Annotated in this window: 14 protein-coding genes and 1 pseudogene; 6 read left to right on the forward strand and 9 right to left on the reverse strand. The window is 63.6% G+C overall.

Annotated features, from left to right (window positions below):
* Positions 1 to 37: 37 nt before the first annotated feature.
* The 3 genes from J7573_RS15485 to J7573_RS15495 all read right to left on the reverse strand — a co-directional run bounded on the left by J7573_RS15485 (position 38) and on the right by J7573_RS15495 (position 2,405).
* A complete protein-coding gene (locus tag J7573_RS15485; protein ID WP_294336764.1) occupies positions 38 to 1,303 on the reverse strand; it encodes an outer membrane protein transport protein in 1,266 nt (421 codons plus the stop codon).
* A 146-nt stretch (positions 1,304 to 1,449) separates the two neighbouring features.
* Positions 1,450 to 1,932 (reverse strand): hypothetical protein, encoded by a 483-nt coding sequence (locus J7573_RS15490; protein WP_294336766.1) that lies wholly within the window; start codon positions 1,930 to 1,932, stop codon positions 1,450 to 1,452.
* Between the two features lie 248 nt (positions 1,933 to 2,180).
* Positions 2,181 to 2,405 (reverse strand): hypothetical protein, encoded by a 225-nt coding sequence (locus J7573_RS15495; protein ID WP_012313162.1) that lies wholly within the window; start codon positions 2,403 to 2,405, stop codon positions 2,181 to 2,183.
* Between the two features lie 955 nt (positions 2,406 to 3,360).
* Between J7573_RS15495 and J7573_RS15500 the strand changes: the two are divergent.
* Together J7573_RS15500 and rmuC are read left to right on the forward strand one after the other, a co-directional pair.
* A pseudogene (locus J7573_RS15500) lies at positions 3,361 to 3,702 on the forward strand (sel1 repeat family protein); the annotation flags it as partial.
* A gap of 172 nt (positions 3,703 to 3,874) precedes the next feature.
* Entirely contained in the window at positions 3,875 to 5,248 is a 1,374-nt protein-coding gene (gene rmuC, locus J7573_RS15505) for a DNA recombination protein RmuC (protein WP_294336800.1), read from the forward strand.
* On the opposite strand, the gene J7573_RS15510 is transcribed toward rmuC, so the two are convergent.
* The 3 genes from J7573_RS15510 to J7573_RS15520 all read right to left on the reverse strand — a co-directional run bounded on the left by J7573_RS15510 (position 5,220) and on the right by J7573_RS15520 (position 11,143).
* Positions 5,220 to 8,696: a hybrid sensor histidine kinase/response regulator gene (locus tag J7573_RS15510; RefSeq protein ID WP_294336774.1), complete on the reverse strand. Its 3,477-nt coding sequence runs from the start codon at positions 8,694 to 8,696 to the stop codon at positions 5,220 to 5,222. The two genes, rmuC and J7573_RS15510, sit on opposite strands and share 29 nt — an antisense overlap.
* A gap of 171 nt (positions 8,697 to 8,867) precedes the next feature.
* Positions 8,868 to 10,046, reverse strand: a complete 1,179-nt coding sequence (locus J7573_RS15515) for an MFS transporter (RefSeq protein WP_294336802.1) — start codon at positions 10,044 to 10,046, stop codon at positions 8,868 to 8,870.
* A gap of 65 nt (positions 10,047 to 10,111) precedes the next feature.
* A complete protein-coding gene (locus J7573_RS15520; protein ID WP_294336777.1) occupies positions 10,112 to 11,143 on the reverse strand; it encodes a hypothetical protein in 1,032 nt (343 codons plus the stop codon).
* A 218-nt stretch (positions 11,144 to 11,361) separates the two neighbouring features.
* Here J7573_RS15520 and J7573_RS15525 point away from each other — a divergent pair, with 218 nt between their 5' ends.
* From J7573_RS15525 to J7573_RS15535, 3 genes are all read left to right on the forward strand, one after another.
* A complete protein-coding gene (locus J7573_RS15525) occupies positions 11,362 to 12,093 on the forward strand; it encodes a GntR family transcriptional regulator (RefSeq protein WP_294336779.1) in 732 nt (243 codons plus the stop codon).
* 102 nt (positions 12,094 to 12,195) lie between these two features.
* Positions 12,196 to 13,470, forward strand: a complete 1,275-nt coding sequence (locus J7573_RS15530; RefSeq protein ID WP_294336781.1) for an MFS transporter — start codon at positions 12,196 to 12,198, stop codon at positions 13,468 to 13,470.
* Between the two features lie 21 nt (positions 13,471 to 13,491).
* Positions 13,492 to 14,325 carry an amidohydrolase family protein gene (locus J7573_RS15535; RefSeq protein WP_294336783.1) on the forward strand — a complete coding sequence of 278 codons (834 nt, stop codon included), beginning with the start codon at positions 13,492 to 13,494 and terminating at the stop codon, positions 14,323 to 14,325.
* A 175-nt stretch (positions 14,326 to 14,500) separates the two neighbouring features.
* On the opposite strand, the gene J7573_RS15540 is transcribed toward J7573_RS15535, so the two are convergent.
* Positions 14,501 to 16,420 carry a methyl-accepting chemotaxis protein gene (locus tag J7573_RS15540; RefSeq protein WP_294336786.1) on the reverse strand — a complete coding sequence of 640 codons (1,920 nt, stop codon included), beginning with the start codon at positions 16,418 to 16,420 and terminating at the stop codon, positions 14,501 to 14,503.
* Between the two features lie 266 nt (positions 16,421 to 16,686).
* Here J7573_RS15540 and J7573_RS15545 point away from each other — a divergent pair, with 266 nt between their 5' ends.
* The gene (locus J7573_RS15545) at positions 16,687 to 18,564 is read left to right on the forward strand and encodes an MFS transporter (protein WP_294336788.1); all 1,878 of its coding nucleotides are present in this window, start codon (positions 16,687 to 16,689) and stop codon (positions 18,562 to 18,564) included.
* A gap of 9 nt (positions 18,565 to 18,573) precedes the next feature.
* On the opposite strand, the gene sugE is transcribed toward J7573_RS15545, so the two are convergent.
* A complete protein-coding gene (gene sugE / locus J7573_RS15550) occupies positions 18,574 to 18,891 on the reverse strand; it encodes a quaternary ammonium compound efflux SMR transporter SugE (RefSeq protein ID WP_103449539.1) in 318 nt (105 codons plus the stop codon).
* 95 nt (positions 18,892 to 18,986) lie between these two features.
* A complete protein-coding gene (locus J7573_RS15555; protein WP_294336791.1) occupies positions 18,987 to 19,952 on the reverse strand; it encodes a bile acid:sodium symporter family protein in 966 nt (321 codons plus the stop codon).
* Positions 19,953 to 20,122 lie beyond the last annotated feature (170 nt).

Here is a 20,122-nt window from a genome sequence, read left to right on the forward strand (position 1 = left end):
CGCCACGAGGGCGGTTTCTTGATGGGGCAGGTACGAATCAGAAGCGGTAGGTGAGCGAGGCACCCAGGCCGTGCGCGCTGTTCTCGTACTTGGCCTGGTAGCGACCCTTGGTTGGGCTTGCCAGGTTGACCTTGGTGTCTTCTTCCCACAGGTAGGAGTAGGCCACGTCGATGGTCATGTCGTCGGTTGGGCTGTAACCGGCACCGATGCTGATTGCCTTGCGATCACCCGTAGGGATGCGTGGCGAGCGGTCGGTGTTGTTGGTTGGCGACTGGTCGACGGAGAAACCGGTACGCAGGACCCACTCTTTGTTCACCTTGTAGGACGCGCCGATGGCGTGAGCCCAGGTGTCGTGCCAGTGCTGCTCTTCGCTGATCGTGCCGAACTGCGCGGCCAGTGGTGCCGGGACTTCGTTGTTGACGGTGATGTCCTTCAGGCGGCTCCAGCGGGTCCAGGTGCTGCCTGCATACAGGGTCCACTGGTCGTCCAGTTCGTGGGTGACCGAGAAGTCCACCGATTCAGGCGTCTTGATCTTCAGGGTAGCGTCGAACTTGCTGCCGCTGAACGGCCCGATCAGGGCGTTGTTGATCTTGGTGTCGCCTTCAAGCTTGTAGTCGACCATCGAGTGGTAGGTCAGGCCGAGGCGGGTGCGATCGGTGGCCTGAACCAGGATACCGATGTTGTAACCGACGGCAGTATCGTCACCCTTGATCTTCACTTCGCCATCGTTCACGCCTGGAGAGCGCGGGTTGATGGTGTTCGAGCTCAGCTCACCCCTGATGTGGTTGATGGTCGGACCAAAGCCGATCGACACCTTGTCGTTGAACGCGTAGCTGACGGTTGGCTGGAAGGTGACGACTTCGACCAGGCTCTTTTTACCCCAGTAGCGCGCGGCATCGCCGCTGCCGTAGTCGGTTACCAGGCCATAAGGGACGTAGACGCCGAAGCCGACGCTCCAGTGTTCGTCGATCGGTTTGACGTAGTAGCCCATCGGTACCCCTACCGTTGGCACCATGTCACCGTCGGTTTCCCCCGGCAGTGGGCTGCTGCCAGGGCCCGAGATATCGGACTTGGCAATTACGGCTGCGGCCCCCACGACCACTTCCTGGCGTTTCAGGCGGGACATGCCGGCCGGGTTGCCATACACGGTGCTGGCATCGTCGGCAGATGAAGAACGACCAGCAAAACCGGTACCCATGCCGCTGATGCTTTGTTCGTTAAGGGCGAAGCCCGAAGCGAACAGTTGGCTGGAAGCAAGAGCAACGGCTACGCCGAGGGAGGTTTTGAGCATTGCTTTTTTCATTATTAGAAACTCCTTGTGATCTCCGGGGCGAAAAGCTACCAACAAATCACGCGCCGCGCCATAGCCTGAATCACAGGAGATAGGGCGCTTTTGTAGGACAATCCGACCAAAATTCCCTTTTTTCCGGTAATGGTGTAGGACGCGTCTTAAGATGCCTGTGGCAATTTCTGTTCAATGCACAATTGCCAGGCCTGGGTGAAGTCGCGCAGCCGACCTTGAGGGTGGAAAATCTGCCGCCAGATACGGGCCAGGCCGAGCAGGTCGTCTGCCGCTGGCAGCGGTGTGGACTGCTCTTCAATGAGCATCCAGGCGATGGCGGTGGAGTAGCGCAGGTTTACCGTCAGCTCCAGGTGTGGCCCGCCGAGGAAAGCGTGTTGGCTGGCCAGGCCGCGTACCAGGCTGGCCAGCTCCGGATCACGGGCAAGAAAGTGGTCCCAGACGGCCTGGTGCCGGCTTTCGCCTATGCGGTAGAGGCCGTGGCCACGACGGTCGTGCAAGGCTGAACCGAGTGCCGATTGGCAGGCCGCGATACCGAGCAGAAGGGCCTCGGCACTGGCGCAATGACGATTCAGATAGACCAGGGTTGGTCGGATCACATACTGACACAATTCATTCGCCGCGATACCCATGATGCCCTCGAGCAGTAAAGGGCCGACGGGCGCTGGAGCTTGGCAGCTGGAAATTGGTCAGGCCCGCCGGAAGCGGTAAGGACCGCTCGAGTTGAAGTGTAGTGTGATAATCGTGGTGTAAAGGGCTGTTTTTAAATCGATTGCTGCCTGCTGTCCGGCGCTATATGCCTTGCAGCACTTAGGCCAAGAACGATCAGGCAGCGTGTGGCAGGTGCCATTCAGCCTCTGAATACCCCGATATTCGCCACTCACGCGGTGAGCGATTGACGGGTGCGGGCGATAACTGCCTGCAGGGGTTCCGAGCGGCTGTACTGTTCAGGGTACAGGCGTTCGGTGTGGCAGGCGACGCCGTGCTCGTCCACCAGGGTGAAGCTGAAGTTGCCCTTGCGTGGGGCGGTGATCAGGCACTTCAACGGCGAGAAGGCCTGGGAAAGGGTGCCAATGGCAGCCTGAATTTGATGATGAGTTTGCATATTGTTGGAGGTTCCTGCTTTAAACACGGGGGTTATGATCCGTGCATGATAGAAACGTTCCAGTGACGCCTTTATTAAGGGACGAACGAACCTGACTGGAACAGGGCAGCCAGAGAGAGCGCAATCAAAGTGTGGGCGCTTGGGCTGACTGGTAGGTACTTCAGAAGGCAGGCAGCACGCCGGGGCCAAGGTTCTAGGCCGTCGGGGTGGAATCCTGATCAATCTTCCGGTTGATTCGTGCTTGAACAGCGCTTGGCTGGCGAGTGAATCATCGAGTGGGCCGGTCCTGGTTTCAGCAGCGATCGTTCGGGAGAGCGATGGGCTGCAAGGACGCTTCTGGCCAGAATTGACTTTCAGCTTGGGTACTAACGGAGCGCACCTTACCGAAACTGTTCGAGCTTTGCAAGCTTTGCACGTTTCTTCAGGCGAGCCGCGCAGTATGGCGTGTCTTTCGCCTTATGGGAAGAGGGGGCAACTGGCCTCCAACCGGCCCGATGTGCCAATTTCGTGCATCCAAATGCAGGCTTTCGGTGCACTTGTTCACATTCGAGGCGTGACTTGTAACAGCTCGGCAACAGCCCAGATCAGGCTCGCCAATGACTTGACTGGCACCTTAAGTCAATGAAAAAAAACACTAATTTTTGCTGGTGAAAAAATCGTCAGTTTGACTGTAGGCCCCATTTCATGGGGGTTTGCGGGCTCATTGGAGGGGTTGTCCACCGAGTTATCCACAGGAACTGTGGATTGTCCCGAGCGCTTGCTCTAGGACGGGCGTGCCAGCAAATTAGAGAACTGTCCGACAATCGACAGGCATCAGCCGACCAGCCAGTCATCCACTCGGAAACGTCAAGAAAAAATCATCGAAAAAAAATTTCAATCCTCCGGAAATCGACACGTCATGCACGAAAAAAAGGAGTAGAGTGGCCCGCCTTTCGAATTGCCATCCCTGTCGGTCATGAAGTTTCGCGGTAAACCCCTCGCCAGCCCCGTTATTGCCTCAGCAGCCCCCTCGCCCAAACGCTTTTCCCTGAAAGTGGCCCTCTGGCTGCTCGACAGCCCGCGCCTGGGTGAAAAGCAGCAGGTCAAGCACATCGCCGGGCGCCTGCTCAAGCAGCCCGCGCGTGAAGGCGTGGTGGTGGCGCAGAGCCGGTTGGGGCAGATGCTCTGCCGCGATTGCGGCAATGCCCGCGACCGTCGCATCGGCCATGAGCTGTTGCGCCAGGCGGCGCGGGCCGGGGACCAGCGGGCGCAGCTGGAGTATGCGCGGCTGTTCCAGGCCGATGCGCCGGAACAGGCGCCTGACCCAGCAGACTGATAAGCTGCACTCAACTCGCAACAGTGTGATCGGGGTAAGCATGGCAGTGGATCTGACCAGCATTCTGCTGGGCTTGGTGGCAGGGGCCTTGCCTTGCCTGGGTTGGGTCATGCAGGTGCAGCGCCGTCAGGGCGCGCGCCAGGGCGAGCAGGCCCTGCTCGAGGAGCGCCTGAGCAGTGCGCAGCTGGCTCAGGCCGGTCTGCAGGCGCAACTGGAGGCCAGCCGCGACGAGGTCAGCGACCTCAGCGAAGCCAACACCGTCAAGCAGACCCAACTGGCCGCCCAGGGCCGTGAACTGGAGCTGCTGCAGATCGACCGCGACAACGCCCGCGATGCCGCCCACGCCTGGCACCTCGAACGCGCCACGCGCGAGGCCGAACTGCGTCGCCTGGAGGCCCAGACCGCACGCCTGGAGGCAGAGCTGCGCGAACAGCAGGACAGCCACCAGCAGCGCCTGGAAGACCTCCAGGAGGCCCGTGACACCTTGCGCGCCCAGTTCGCCGACCTGGCCACGAAAATCTTCGACGAGCGCGAGCAGCGCTTCGCCCAGACCAGCCAGCAGCACCTGGGCCAGTTGCTCGACCCGCTCAAGGAGCGCATCCAGGCGTTCGAAAAACGCGTCGAGGAAAGCTATCAGCAGGAAGCCCGCGAGCGCTTCTCGCTGGGCAAGGAGCTGGAACGCCTGCAGCAACTCAACCTGCGCCTGTCCGACGAAGCCACCAACCTCACCCAGGCACTCAAGGGTCAGAAAACCCAGGGCAACTGGGGCGAGCTGATCCTTGAGCGGGTGCTGGAACATGCCGGCCTGGAAAAAGGCCGCGAATACCAGACCCAGGTCAGCCTGAAGAGCGCTGATGGCGAGCGCTTCCAGCCTGACGTGCTGATCATGCTGCCCGGTGACAAACAAGTGGTGGTCGATGCCAAGGTCAGCCTCACCGCCTACCAGCAATTTGTCGGCAGCAACGACGAAGCCGCGCTCAAGCAGCACGTGCAGTCGCTGCGCAATCACGTCAAAGGCCTGTCGAGCAAGGACTACAACCGCCTCGAAGGCTTGCACAGCCTGGATTTCGTGCTGCTGTTCGTGCCGATCGAGGCGGCCTTCTCGGCAGCCCTGCAGGCCGAGCCCAACCTGTTCCAGGAGGCGTTCGACCGGCAGATCGTGATCGTCAGCCCGACCACCTTGCTGGCCACCCTGCGGGTCATCGACAGCCTGTGGAAGCAGGAGCGCCAGGGCCAGAACGCCCGTGAGATCGCCGAGCGCGCCGGTTGGCTGTACGACAAGTTCGTGTTGTTCATCCAGGACCTGGACGAACTGGGCAACCGCTTGCAGCAGGTCGACAAGGCCTATGCGGCTGCACGCAACAAACTGTGCGAAGGGCGCGGCAACCTGGTCAGCCGCAGCGAGCAGCTCAAGCTGCTTGGGGCCCGTGCCAGCAAGAGCCTGCCGGCCGAGCTGCTGGAACGGGCACTGTCAGACGAAGCGCTGGCCGACGAGGCGGTTACTGAACCAGGCTCAGATGGCGATTGAGCAGGGCGCGCAAGGCCGCCGGCTTCACCGGTTTGGCCAGGTAGTCCAGGCCTGCGGCATGCACGGTGGCCAAGGTTTCCTTGCTGCCGTCGGCGCTGATCACCACGCCGGGCACCGGCTCGCCCAGGCGCGCTCGTAACCAGCCCATCAGCCCGGTACCGGTTTCGCCGTCATCCAGGTGGAAGTCCACCAGCGCCAGGTGCGGGCGCATGCCCTTGGCCAGCAGCGCTTCGCATTCGGCGCGGTTGCGTGCGGTCCACACCTGGCAGCCCCAACGGCTGAGCAGGCTGTTCATGCCGATCAGGATGCTGTCTTCGTTGTCCACGCACAGTACCTGCAAGCCGGCCAGCGGCTGGCTCGCGGCCTCCACCGGGGCGCTCGGCGCTGCTGCGGCCTGTCGAGCTATCGGCACATTGACGCGGAACACCGTGCCCTTGCCAGGCCAGGAGCGCACCTCCAGCTTGTGGCCAAGCACCCGGCACAGACCGTCGGCGATCGCCAGGCCCAGGCCCAGGCCTTTTTCGGCGCGGGTCTGGTGGCTGTCCAGGCGCTTGAACTCCTGGAAAATCACCTGCAGCTTGTCGTCGGCAATGCCCGGGCCACGGTCCCAGACCTCCAGCCACAGCTGCTCGCCCTGGCGGCGCACCCCCAGCAGGATCGGGCTCTTGCCGTAGCGCAGGGCATTGGTAAGGAAGTTCTGCAGCACCCGGCGCAGCAGTTTCATGTCGCTGTCGACCCGCAGGCGGCTGCCGCGCAGGCGGAACTCCAGGCCCTTTTCGGCCGCCAGCACTTTGAATTCGGCGCCCAGAGTGTCGAACAGTTCGTTGAGGGCGAAGGGTTTGGCATCGGGAGTGATCTTGCCGTTTTCCAGGCGCGAGATATCCAGCAGGTCGCTGATCAGCTCTTCGGCCGAGCGCAGCGAACTGTCCATGTGCTGCACCAGCTGCTGGGCCTCTTCGTTCATGCCTTCGGCCTGCTGCGACAGGGCGGCGGAGAACAGCCGCGCAGCGTTCAGCGGCTGCATCAGGTCGTGGCTGACTGCAGCCAGGAAGCGGGTCTTGGACTTGCTCACCGCTTCGGCCTGGCTCTTGGCTTCCGACAGCGCCTGGTTGAGTTGCGACAGCTCGTGGGTCCGTTCGGCCACGCGCTGCTCCAGGCCTTCGTTGGAGTCGCGCAGCGCCTGTTCGGCCTCGCGGAACGGGGTGATGTCGGTGAAGCTCATGACAAAGCCGCCACCGGGCATCGGGTTGCCGATCAGCTCGATCACCCGGCCGTTGGGGAACAGCCGCTCGGATGAGTGGGCACGACCCTGACGCATCCAGTGCAGGCGCCGCGCCACGTGGACTTGCGCCTCGCCAGGGCCGCACAGGCCGCGCTCGGCGTTGTAGCGGATGATGTCGGCGATCGGCCGGCCGACGCTGATCAGCCCGTCGGGGTAGTTGAACAGTTCCAGGTAACGGCGGTTCCAGGCCACCAGGTGCAGGTTCTGGTCGACCACGCTGATGCCCTGGTTGATGTTCTCGATGGCACCCTGCAGCAAGGCGCGGTTGAACTGCAGCACCTCGCTGGCTTCGTCGGCGATGCGCACCACGTCCTCGAGCTGCATGTCGCGGCCCTCGATGGCGGCCTTGACCACGGCACGGGTCGAGGAGCTGCCAAGCACACCGGCGAGCAGGCGTTCGGTGTGCTCGATCCAGTCACCGTCGGCATTCTGGTTGGGGTTGAAGCCCTTGCCTTGGCGGTAGGCAAAACGGATGAAGCTTTGGCGCGCGCGTTCCTCGCCGACAAAACGCGAGGCCAGGTTGAGCAGGTCATCGATCTGCACCGCCAGAAGCGGTTTGCTGCTGGGCCGGGCGCTGGTCTGCTGGCCGATGAAGCGCCCCGCCTGCCAGTGTTCCGACACGCGGGTGCGCGACAGCATCGACACCCACACGAACAGGGTGAAGTTGCCCGCCAGCGACAGCACCACGCCCTGGGTCAAGGGGCTGATCGGCAGGTCGAGCGGGTTGCCATGCAGCCAGGCCAAGCCCGGGAACAGCCCCAGCGACAGGCCCAGGCTGTGGGCGATGATCGGCAGCACCAGGGTGTAGAACCACAGGAAGATGCCCGCCGCCAGGCCGGCGAACACGCCACGGCGGTTGGCCTGCTTCCAGTACAGCGCGCCGAGCATGGCCGGGGTCAGCTGGGTGACGGCGGCGAAGGCAATCTGGCCGATGGTGGCCAGGCTCGCGGTGGAGCCGAGCAGGCGGTAGCTGACGTAGGCCAGCAGCAGGATCACCACGATGGTCACCCGGCGCACCGACAGCATCCAGTGGCGGAACGCCTCGAACGGTCGCTCGGCGTTGTTGCGGCGCAACAGCCAAGGCAGCAGCATGTCGTTGGAGACCATGGTCGACAGCGCCACGGCCTCGACGATGACCATGCCGGTGGCGGCCGAAGCACCGCCAATGAAGGCCAGCAGGGCCAGGCTCGGGTGCGCTTCGGCCAGTGGCAGGCTGATGACGAAGGAGTCGGAGATCACCGTGCCCGGCAGCAGCATCTGCCCAGCCAGGGCGATCGGCACCACGAACAGCGCGGCCAGGGCCAGGTACAGCGGGAACACCCAGCGCGCCAGGCGCATGTCCTGGGGTTCGATGTTCTCCACCACGGTGACATGGAACTGCCGCGGCAGGCAGATGATCGCCATCATCGCCACGGCGGTCTGCACCACCATCGACGGCCAGTTGATGGTTTCCTGCCAGTAGCTGTCCAGCTGCACCGACTGGCGCGCCTGGGTCAGCAGGTCGTCGAAGCCGTCGTACAGGTTGAACACCACGAACACGCCCACGGCGAGGAATGCCAGCAGCTTGATCAGCGACTCGAAGGCAATCGCCAGGACCATGCCGCGGTGGTGCTCGGTGACGTCCAGGCTGCGTGTGCCGAAGACGATGGCGAACAGCGCCAGCACCAGCGACACCACCAGCGCGGTGTCCTGCACGCGGGTGCCGGTGGCGTCGGCGTTGGCGCCGATCAGCAGGTTGACGCCGAGCACGATGCCCTTGAGCTGCAGGGCAATGTAAGGCAGCACGCCGACCAGGCAGATCAGCGCAACCACCACCGCCAGGGACTGCGACTTGCCATAGCGGGCGGCGATGAAGTCGGCGATCGAGGTGATGTTCTGCTGCTTGCTGATCAGTACCATCTTCTGCAGCACCCACGGCGCGAAGATCAGCAGCAGGATCGGGCCAAGGTAGATCGGCAGGAATGCCCAGAGCTGTTCGGCAGCCTGGCCGACCGCGCCGAAGAACGTCCAGCTGGTGCAGTACACCGCCAGCGACAGGCTGTACACCCAGGCACGCAGGCGCGGCGGCAACGGTGTGCTGCGGCGGTCGCCGTAGAAGGCGATGGCGAACATGATGGCCATATAGGCCAGGGCGACCACGGCGATCAGCCCGCTGGACAACGACATGAAAACTCCGGAGCAAAAAAGATAACGCGGTCCCGATCAATCAGTCTGGCACGCGGGCGGCGGTTCGTCAGCGCAGACGATGGTCGCAGCGGCGAGTCGTCGCAGGTTCATCCTCTGCCTGTACCGGCCTCTTCGCGCCGAACCGCCGCGAAGAGGCCGGCACAGGCGCCATCAATTCCGACGGGTACCCAGCCAGTAGAACACCCCTGCCAGTATCACCGACATCACCAGCAGGTAGAAGATCACCCCCGGCCACCACCGCCCCAGGGCGAACCCCACCAGCACCGGCCCCAGCGCTGCCCCGAGGTTGGACAGGTTCTGCGCCCCGTAATACACCCCGCGCAGGTGCTCCGGTGCAATCAGGTCGATGAACATGTACTCGGCAGGGATGACGATGATCTCGCCCAGGGTGAACACCAGCATTGCCACACACCAGGCCACGACCGACCCGGCCATGGCAAAACCCAGCAGCCCGACGATGAACAGCGCCATGCCGGCCAGCAGCCAGGGCATCAGCTGCTGGCGGCCGATGCGCCGGCCGATCAGGTACTGCAGGGCAATCACCGTGACCGCGTTGGTGGTCACCAGGTAGCCGACCAGCCGCGCCGCCTCGCTGGCGCTGCTGGTCACCACCAGGTATTGCGACAGATAAGCGGTAAACTGGCCGAACACCACCGCGCTCAGCACGCCGCCCAAGGTGAAGCACACCAGCCGGCGGTCACGCGCCAGCCCCAGCGCCACCTGGCCGAACCCGACGCCCGGCTGCTCTTGGACGCTGGCCTGTAGCCCACGGTCGCCGAGCCGCCAGTAGGCCAGGCACATGCCCAGGCCGGTCAGCGCCGAGGCAATGAAAGGCAGGTGATCGTCCAGCTCCAGCATGGCCACGCCGAGCAGCGGGCCGACGGCATAACCGACGTTGCTCAGGGTGTACTTGATGGCGAACACCTCGGCCCGTTGCTCCACCGGCAGCAGCGCGCAGAACCCGGCCTTGGCGGCGATGTCGACCACAGCCAGGGCCAGGTTGATCAGCACCAGGCAGGTGAAGAACAGACACACCGAACGGCTGGCGATGGCCGCCACGAAGGCGAGGGCGAAGACCAGTGTGCTGGCGCTGACCAGGGTGTGGTTGCGTACGGTGTCGACCAGGTGCCCGCCGTACAGGCTCAGCAGCGAGGCAACGATCAATGCGCCACCGATCAGCAGGCCGATCTGGCCGACCGTGAGCTGGAAGTTGTCAGCCAGGTAGACCACCAGGTAGGGCAGGGTGAGGGCGCGGGCCACAGTCAGGGTAAAAGTGGTGGCCAGCAACAGGCGGATGCTGGCGGGGTAGCGCTTGAGGGCGGCGAGCATTGCCACGTCCTTGTGCATTCATGGGCTCGTGCAAGCATATGCCACGAACCCGTTGGTGCGCCTGCTCAGTGTGCGGCGGTCGCAGGTCTTTCGAGGTGGTTGTCGTGCTGGCAGGCAAGCGTGTGCAGCTCGTCCAGCAGCCACTCCAGGTCTTCCAGGCATACCCCGGCTTCGATGTGGGCGTAGAACTGTTCAGGCGTGCTCAGGTCGCAGGGCAGTTCGACACTCAGCAGGTTGTCATCATCAAAGCTGATGCACAGCTCGCCACCTTCCTCGGAGAACTCCAGGTTCATCTCGTTCAGGCACTCCTCCAGTTCCACCAGGTACTCGAGGGTCTCGGGCTTGGCGAAACGGGCGCAGAGTTTGCGCGAAAGGCCGGTCAGGTAGAAGGTATCCTCGAACTGGCTCGACTGCGTTTCATAGAGGTAGTCGAAGTCGACATCTTCCTGGTCGTCAGTGCGAACCGCAATGCCGCGCACCCAGGGGAATTCGACCACTAGGCTGAAGCGGTTGAAATGGTCGTGGACGGTCCTGGTTTCATAGTTGCCCCCGCCAGTGCCATGCCGCTCCTGCCGTTGATTGACATACGCCAGGTTGAAGTAGCTGAAATGGAAGGCATGCCGTTCCCCTTCATGGCGGCCCTCGAAGGCGCCGACGATCTCACAGCCGTGATCGCCCCTCAGGTAATCGGCGAAGTGGTCGGACAGGCGCGAAAGGATATCCTCGGGGGGCGTGGTGATGGGGCGTATTCCTGCCTCGATCATGCCCGCCCGCTGGGCGATGTCATATGAAAGCTCCGACAGCCATTCATCGCTGGTGTCGCTTTTGAACGTGTACATCCACCAGCTGACGACTGTCCATCCGAAAACCCCGGCGATGATGCTAAAACTTACTACGCCGGGCATCTTTCGACCCAGCCCCAACCCAAACCAGCCGAGGGTCCAGGACACCAACAGGAGCGCTGCGCTGATCGCCAGCGCGCCATACATCAAAGCCTTGCGTCGATCCACATTGTCGAAGCGCAGCCCTCCCGGAAAATCGCGCAAGGACGCCACTGCTCGCAACAGCTCATCTTTGCTGGTAGCGGCCTCGGTCATTTCCCTGGCGGCGTTGATGGCCGTTTCCAGGCGCTCGTTATGGCTTTTCGACACGATTGAACTGCTCCTTCAGTGCACAAGCTGAAGGCATTCTGCCATCCCCGGCCTTTTTGTCTACGCATCAGGGTGACCAGCGGAGGATTGACAGCCCGTATCCCGCGGGGAATACTCTCGGAAAATTCATATATATGTTTACATAACAAGACGAGAGCCGACCCATGCACCCACTGTCCGGTGATGCTCGACTGCCCCGCTATCAACAACTGCGCGATCACCTGATCGAGCAGATCGCCAACAACCGCTGGCGCCCGGGCGAGGCCATTCCCACCGAGGCCGCCCTGGCCACCGAGTTCGACATGTCCGTCGGTACCGTGCGCAAGGCCGTCGACGTGCTGGTCGCCGAAGGCGTACTGGAGCGTCAGCAGGGCCGCGGCACGTTCATTCGCCGCCCGCAGTTCCAGTCTTCGCTGTTCCGCTTTTTCCGCTTCGAAAGCGCCACCGGCGAGCGGCTGATGCCGGAAAGCCGCATCCTCTCGATCGAGCCGGTACTGGCACCGTCGGCCGTTGCCCAGGCCCTGGGCCTGGCCGCCGAGGCCGAGGTCATTCGCATCGTCCGTACCCGTCTGCTCGGTGCCCAGCCGGTGCTCGCCGAGGAAATCTGGCTACCACGCCAGACCTTCCAGCCGCTGCTCGATGTCGAGTTGGATAGCAAAGGCCCGCTGCTCTACCCGATCTACGAGGAGCTGTGCGGCCAGGTGGTCGCCTACGCCGAAGAGACCCTGACCGCCGAAGCGGTCGACGCGGCCCATGGCCGCCTGTTGCAACTGCCGGCAGACAGCCCGGTGGTGGTGATCGAGCGCCTGGCCCGCGATTACGCCGGCAAACCGCTGGAATGGCGCCGCTCGCGCGGCCACGCGCAGCACTTCCGCTACCGCGTCGACATTCGCTGAGCCGTTAAGCCGGCCGCTTCGCCCGTTACCCGTCTGCGCCGTTCTGCCACGGCGCAGTGGCTTCGCCTGCCCGTAACACACACAACTAGAAGGATAACAATCATGTTCAGCTGGTATCGCCAGATCACTTCACGGGAACGCAAGACGTTCTGGGCCTGTTTCGGTGGCTGGTCGCTCGATGCGCTGGAAGTGCAGATGTTCGGCCTGGCCATCCCCGCGCTGATCGCCGCGTTCTCCCTGACCAAGGGCGATGCCGGCCTGATCAGCGGCCTGACCCTGGTCACCTCGGCGATCGGTGGCTGGCTCGGCGGCACCCTGTCGGACCGCTATGGCCGGGTGCGGACCCTGCAGTGGATGATCCTCTGGTTCTCCTTCTTCACCTTTCTCTCGGCGTTCGTCACCGGCTTCTATCCGCTGCTGTTCGTCAAGGCCATGCAGGGCTTCGGTATCGGTGGCGAGTGGGCGGCCGGCGCGGTGCTGATGGCCGAGACCATCAACCCGAAATACCGCGGCAAGGTCATGGGCACCGTGCAGAGCGCCTGGGCCGTGGGCTGGGGCCTGGCGGTGGGCCTGTTCACCCTGATCTATTCGCTGGTACCGGCCGAGTACGCCTGGCGGGTGATGTTCTTCGTCGGCCTGCTGCCGTCGCTGCTGATCATCTGGGTGCGCCGCAACGTGCCGGAGCCGGACAGCTTCCAGCGCCTGCAAAAGGACAAGGCCATTCCCGGCAGCTTCTTCAAGTCCATGGCCGGCATCTTCCGCCCGGAGCTGCTGCGCGTGACCCTGCTCGGCGGCCTGTTGGGCCTGGGGGCCCATGGTGGTTACCACGCGGTGATGACCTGGCTGCCAACCTTCCTCAAGACCGAACGCAACCTGTCGGTCCTAAACTCCGGTGGCTACCTGGCGGTGATCATCTTCGCCTTCTGGTGTGGTTGCGTGGCCAGCGGCCTGCTGATCGACCGCATCGGCCGGCGCAAGAACATCCTGCTGTTCGCGCTGTGCTGCGTGCTCACCGTGCAGGCCTATGTGTTCTTCCCGCTGACCAATACCCAGATGCTGTTCCTCGGCTTCCCGCTGGGCTTCTTCGCCGCCGGCATCCCGGCCAGCCTGGGGGCGTTCTTCAACGAGCTGTACCCGGCCGACGTGCGCGGTGCCGGGGTCGGCTTCTGCTACAACTTCGGCCGCGTGCTGTCGGCGGTGTTCCCGTTTCTGGTCGGCCACATGAGCGAATCCATGTCGCTGGGTAGCGCGATCGGTATCGATGCCGGCATTGCCTACGGCGTGGCCATGCTCGCCGCGCTGTGCCTGCCGGAAACCCGTGGCCGCAACCTCGAGGCCACACCTGCGCCGGCAATGGCTGGCGCTGTCGCCAAGTAACCTGACTGTCCTGTGATGACCATGCCCGACGTTCCTGTTTCACACCTGACCGCCATCGACAGCCATGCCCACGTGTTCAGCCGTGGGCTGAACCTGGCCAGCGAGCGGCGTTACGCGCCCAGCTACGATGCGCCGCTGGGTGACTACCTCGGCCAGCTGCTGGCCCACGGTTTCAGCCATGGCGTGTTGGTGCAGCCCAGTTTCCTGGGCACCGACAACCGCTACCTGCTCAGCGCCCTGCAAACCGTGCCGGGGCAACTGCGCGGGGTGGTGATGCTTGACCGGGACGTCGAGCGCGAGACGCTGCAGGAGATGGCTCGGCTTGGGGTCAGGGGCGTGCGCCTGAACCTCATGGGCCAGGGCCTTCCAGACTTGACGGGGGCCGAATGGCGGCCCCTGCTGGAGCGCATCGGTGATCAGGGCTGGCACCTGGAGCTGCACCGCCATGTCGCGGACATTCCTGCACTGGTGCGGGCGCTTGAGCCTTATGGGCTGGATATCGTCGTCGATCACTTTGGCCGCCCCGATGCCCGCCTGGGTCTGGGGCAGCCGGGCTTTGCCGAGCTGTTGACGCTGGGCGGCAAGGGCAAGGTGTGGGTCAAGGTGTCGGGTATCTACCGGCTGGAAGGCACGCCGGAGCAGAACCTGGCATTCGCACGGCAGGCCCTGTGTGCGCTTGAGGCCCACTATGGGGCAGAGCGATTGATGTGGGGCAGTGACTGGCCGCATACCCAGCATGAATCATCGGTGAGCTTTTCCACGGCGGTCGAGCAGTTCGAGGCTCTGGGGTGCTCGGCTGAGTTGCGCCGGGCGCTGTTGGTGGATACCGCGCAGGCGTTTTTCGGGTTCGAGTGATGTAGCGCCTGTGCCGGCCTCTTCGCGGGCGCGCCCGCTCCCACAGGATCACCACAGGCTTGAAGACTGCACGGTACTTGTGGGAGCGGGCATGCCCGCGAAGAGGGCAGTACAGGCGAAGTCACTCTCAAAGATGTCCCACCGCCTTCTCAGGCAATGGGACGTTTTTTGCTGATCAGAAGCGGAACCGGCTGATCATCTGCTGCAACTGCCCGCCCAACCGCGCCAGCTCCACACTGGACGCCGAAGTCTGTTGACTGGCCTCGGCGGTCTGTTCGGAAATATCCCGCACCGTCACCACGCTGCGGCTGATCTCTTCAGCCACCGCGCTCTGCTGCTCCGAAGCCGCCGCAATCTGCTGGTTCATCAGCTGAATCGCCGACACGCGCTGGGTAATCCCCTCCAGCGCCACCCCAGCCTCACGCACCAGCGCCACGCTGCTTTCGGTCAGGCTCTGGCTCTGCTCCATCAACTCGCTCACCGAACGGGTGCCGTCCTCAAGGCTGCCAATCGCCGACTCGATCTCCAAGGTCGACGCCTGGGTACGCTGTGCCAGGCTGCGCACTTCATCGGCCACCACCGCAAAACCACGGCCCGCTTCACCAGCCCGCGCCGCTTCGATGGCGGCATTGAGCGCCAGCAGGTTGGTTTGCTCGGCCACGGCCTTGATCACGTCCATGACCTTGCCGATACGCTGGCTCTCGGTGCGTAGCGCGCCCATGGCTTCGCCAGTGGCGTCCACCTGGCTGGCGAGTCGGCTGATCTGGGCCACAGCGCGGTTGACCACGCTGTCACCTTCACGGGCTTCCTCGTCGGTGGCGCTGGCAGCCTCGGAAGCGTCGCCAGCATTGCGCGCCACTTCGTGCACGGTGGCAGCCATTTCCTGCATGGCCGTGGCCACCTGGTCGGTTTCCACCTTCTGGTTGTTGGCGCCAGCGCTGGTCTGCTCGGTGATCGCCGAAAGCTCCTCGGTGGCGCTGGCTATCTGCGAAATGCCATCGCGCACCTGGGCGATCAGCTCGCGCAGGTTACGGGTCATGCCTTGCAAGGCGTTCTGCAACTGGCCGACTTCGTCGCGGCGGCGGCTGGTCGGTTGTTCGCTGAGGTCACCGGCAGCCACCTGTTCCATGGCCTTGAGTGCCTGGCGCAGCGGCTGGCTGATCTGCCGGGCAATGACCACGGCAGCCAGGGCGCCGATCAGCAAGGCGAGCAGGGTGGTGGCGATCTGCAGGGTGCGGGCGAAGTGGCTGTCCTTGGCGACCAGCACAGCCTGGTCGTCCAGCAATTGGCCAATGACACCGTTGAGGGTCTCGATGTCGTTGGCCATGGCGGCGCGGTAGCCCACCAGGTGGCTGACCTCGCCACGGAACGCCTCGACGGCCTTGGCGTAGGCCTGTACCTGTTGCTCCAGTTGCTGGAACTGCTGCGGGAAACTGCCGTTGAAGCGGGCGACCAGCCCGGGCAGGTCATTCACCGTGGTGGCAATCTGGGCGTTCATCAGTTTCTCGGTCTCGGCGTTGGTGTTACCGGTATAACCGCGAACGTGGTAGCGCAGCAGGATCAGGTTTTCGCGAATCTGGTTGATCGCCTCGATGCGCACGAACCGCTGCTCGGCATCGGGCAAGGCACGCACCTGATTGCGAATCTGCTCGATGCTGGCGAACGACTGGGTGGCCAGCACGCCCATTTCCTTTTGTGCGGCGCGCATCTTTTCATAGGCGCGGAAACTGGCGGCCTGGTTGCCGCTGTAGCCCTGCAGTGCCTGGTCGGCGGTGTTGAGCAGCGCATGGGTCTGCGCCTTGATCATCACCTCGCGCAGCTTTTCCAGCGTCGGCTTGAAGGCCTCCAGCGCAACTTGCAGCTGCTTGCTCTCGGCGGTTGCGCCGTTGGCCATGGCGTGGCGCAAGCGCGCTTCGCGCAGGTCGCCGAGGGCGTCGTTGAGGCGCGAAACATCGCTGACCACCTCGCTGCGCCGTACCAGGCTGCCCAGGCCGTCCCAGCTGATCAGCGACTGCACGAGGGTCAGGCACAGCACCAGGCCGAAACCGAGGAAGAGTTTATGGGCGATCCTGAGGTCGCCTAACCAGGTAAACATTACTGCCGAGCTCCTTTTCTTGTGCGTTGGAGGAGACCTGAGGTCTGTTCCTTCTGTTAGATATAGTCATCTATATGAATTATCGGCGTGAGTGACAGAATCTGAACAGTGATTGAGCGGAAATTAATGTCACCGTGATATCAAAGTGTGAGCGGGTTCCTGAATTGCCTCGTGTTCCTTGCCAGGCGCAAGCATTCCCATGCAGATTTGTGGCTTGCAGCGCTCCGCGTGCCTCCAATGACAAAAGACACTCAGGAACAAGGACGATGAGTCACCCCTCCCAATTCACCTTGCTCGGCAAGCGGCGTTTTCTGCCGTTCTTCGTCACCCAACTGCTGGGTGCCTTCAACGACAACCTGTTCAAGCAGTCGCTGATCCTGGCGATCCTGTTCAAGCTCAGCCTGGGCGACGGTGACCGTTCGATCTGGGTCAACCTCTGCGCGCTGCTGTTCATCCTGCCGTTCTTCCTGTTCTCGGCACTGGGTGGGCAGTTTGGCGAGAAGTTCGCCAAGGACGCGCTGATCCGCGCGATCAAGCTGGCCGAAATCGGCATCATGGCGGTCGGCGCCATCGGCTTCGTCACCAACCACCTCACGCTGATGCTGGTGGCGCTGTTCGGCATGGGCACCCACTCGGCGCTGTTCGGCCCGGTGAAGTACTCGATCCTGCCCCAGGCCTTGCGTGAAGAAGAACTGGTCGGCGGCAACGGCCTGGTGGAGATGGGCACCTTCCTCGCCATCCTGGTCGGCACCATCGGCGCCGGGGTGATGATGGCCAACGACAGCTACGCCACGGTGGTGGCGGGAGGCGTAGTCGGCACCGCCGTGCTGGGCTACCTGGCCAGCCGCTGGATTCCACGTGCTGCGGCCGCGTCGCCGCAGATGGCACTGGACTGGAACATCTTCAAGCAGTCGTGGGTGATCCTGCGCATGGGCCTGGGGCAGACCCCGGCGGTGTCGCGCTCGATCGTCGGCAACTCGTGGTTCTGGTTCGTCGGCGCCATCTACCTGACCCAGATCCCGACCTACGCCCAAGAGTGGCTGCACGGCGACGAGACCGCCGTGACCCTGGTGCTGACCCTGTTCTCGGTGGGCATCGCGCTCGGTTCGCTGCTGTGCGAACGCCTCAGCGGGCGCAAGGTGGAAATCGGCCTGGTGCCGTTCGGCTCGTTCGGCCTGACCCTGTTCGGCCTGCTCTGGTGGTGGCACTCGGGTGACGTGCCGGCTGGCGCCCAGCCGCACGACTGGCTGGCGCTGCTGGGCATGCACCAGGCCTGGTGGATACTGGTGTCGATCGTCGGCCTCGGCGTGTTCGGCGGCTTCTACATCGTGCCGCTGTACGCCCTGATCCAGGCACGCACCGCTGAAGACCAGCGGGCCCGGGTGATCGCCTCCAACAACATTCTCAATGCCCTGTTCATGGTGGTCTCGGCGATCTTCACCATCGTGCTGCTGAGCGTGCTCAAGCTGAGCATTCCGCAGCTGTTCCTGGTGGTGTCGCTGCTGAACGTGCTGGTCAATGCCTACATCTTCAGGATCGTGCCCGAATTCACCATGCGCTTCCTGATCTGGCTGCTCAGCCACTCGATGTACCGCGTGCAGCACCGCGACCTTGAACGCATCCCTGACGAAGGCGCGGCGCTGCTGGTGTGCAACCACGTGTCCTTCGTCGATGCGCTGCTGCTGGGCGGGGCGATCCGCCGGCCGATCCGCTTCGTCATGTACTACAAGATCTACAACCTGCCGGTGCTCAACTTCGTGTTCCGCACGGCAGGCGCCATTCCGATTGCCGGGCGCAGCGAAGACCAGGCCACCTACGAGCGAGCCTTCGCCCGTATCGCCGAATACCTGGCGGACGGTGAACTGGTGTGCATTTTCCCGGAGGGCAAGCTGACCGGCGACGGCGAGATCGATGTGTTCAAGGGGGGCGTCAGCCGCATCCTCGAAGAAACCCCGGTGCCGGTGATTCCGCTGGCGCTGCAGGGCCTGTGGGGGAGCTTCTTCAGCCGCGACCCGGCCAAGGGCTTCTTCAAGCGCCTGTGGTCGCGGGTGACCATCGTGGCCGGCGCCGCCATCCCGGTGGAGGCGGCGCAGCCAGAAGCCCTGCGTGAGCAGGTCAGCCGCTTGCGCGGCGGCCTGCGTTAAGGAAGGGGATCAGCTGGCGCTGACTTTCAGGCCGATCAGGCCGGTGACGATCAGCGCCACGCTGGCCAGCCGCACCAGGGCCATCGACTCGCCGAACAGGATGATCCCGGCGATCACCGTGCCAACGGCACCGACACCGGTCCAGATGGCATAGGCGGTGCCCAGCGGCAGTTCCTTCATGGCCAGGCCCAGCAGGCCCAGGCTGATGGCCATGGCGGCGACGGTCAGTACGGTAGGCAGGGGTTTGCTGAAGCCGTCGGTATATTTCAGGCCGACGGCCCAGCCGACCTCGAACAGGCCGGCGAAGAACAGGATGATCCAGGACATGATGCGTCTCCATCGTTGCAAATGATGGGGCCGTCCCCGGGATGGTCACGCAGTGCGTCGTGAGGTCGTCCTCACAGTGGCCATCAGGGTACACATCAATGCCTGGCCGGCTCAACCTCTTCAGCCTCGCTCGAAGGCTCTTCCATCCGCCGGAAGCAGGTCGACAGCAGCGCTCCGGAGATGTTGTGCCAGACGCTGAACAACGCGCTCGGCACCGCCGCCAGCGGCGAGAAATGCGCCGCCGCCAGCGCCGCCCCCAGCCCCGAGTTCTGCATGCCCACCTCCAGCGCCAGCGACTTGCGCTGGGCCAGCGGCAGCTTGCAGAGCCGGCCGGTGAGGTAACCCAGCAGATAACCAAAGGTGTTGTGCAGCACCACCACCGCCATGATCAGCAAGCCGGATTCGGCGATCTTGGCCTGGCTGGCCGCCACCACCGCACAGACGATCATCACGATGCTCACCACCGACACCAGTGGCAGCACCTGCACTGCCATCTGCACCCGCGCACCCAGCAAGCGCTGGGCCAGCACGCCGAGGACGATCGGCAGCATCACCAGCTGCAGGATCGACCAGAACATGTCCATGAAGGACACCGGCAGCCAGGCCGAGGCCAGGAACCAGATCAGTGCCGGGGTCAGCAACGGAGCGAGGAGAGTGGTTACCGCAGCGATCGCCACTGCCAGCGCCAGGTCGCCCTTGGACAGCCAGACCATCACGTTCGATGCCGTGCCGCTCGGGCAGCAGCCGACCAGGATCACGCCGACGGCGATTTCCGCCGGCAGGTGGAACAGCTGGCACAGCAGCCAGGCCATGCCCGGCATGATCACGAAGTGTGCCACCACACCCAGGGCCACTCGCCAGGGCTGGCGGGCGAGGGCGGCGAAGTCGTCGAGCTTGAGGGTCAGGCCCATGCCGAACATCACCAGGCCCAGCAGTGGCACGATGGCGACCTTGAGGGCGATGAACCACTGGGGCATCAGGAAGGCCAGCACGGCGAACACCAGCACCCACAGGGCGAAGGTGTTGCCGACGAAGCGGCTGAGGGCGGCGAGGGCGCGCATGGGGCAATTCCTTTTTTATTTATAGCTTTATGAATTTCACTGGCCCTTTCGCGGGTGAACCCGCTCCCACAACGATCACCACAATATTCGAGCCTGTGGCGATCCCTGTGGGAGCGGGTTCACCCGCGAAAGGGCCAGTGAAATTCATAAAGCTATAAATAAAAAAGGAA

The sequence above is a fragment of the Pseudomonas sp. genome, from assembly GCF_017744435.1.
GTDB lineage: Bacteria > Pseudomonadota > Gammaproteobacteria > Pseudomonadales > Pseudomonadaceae > Aquipseudomonas.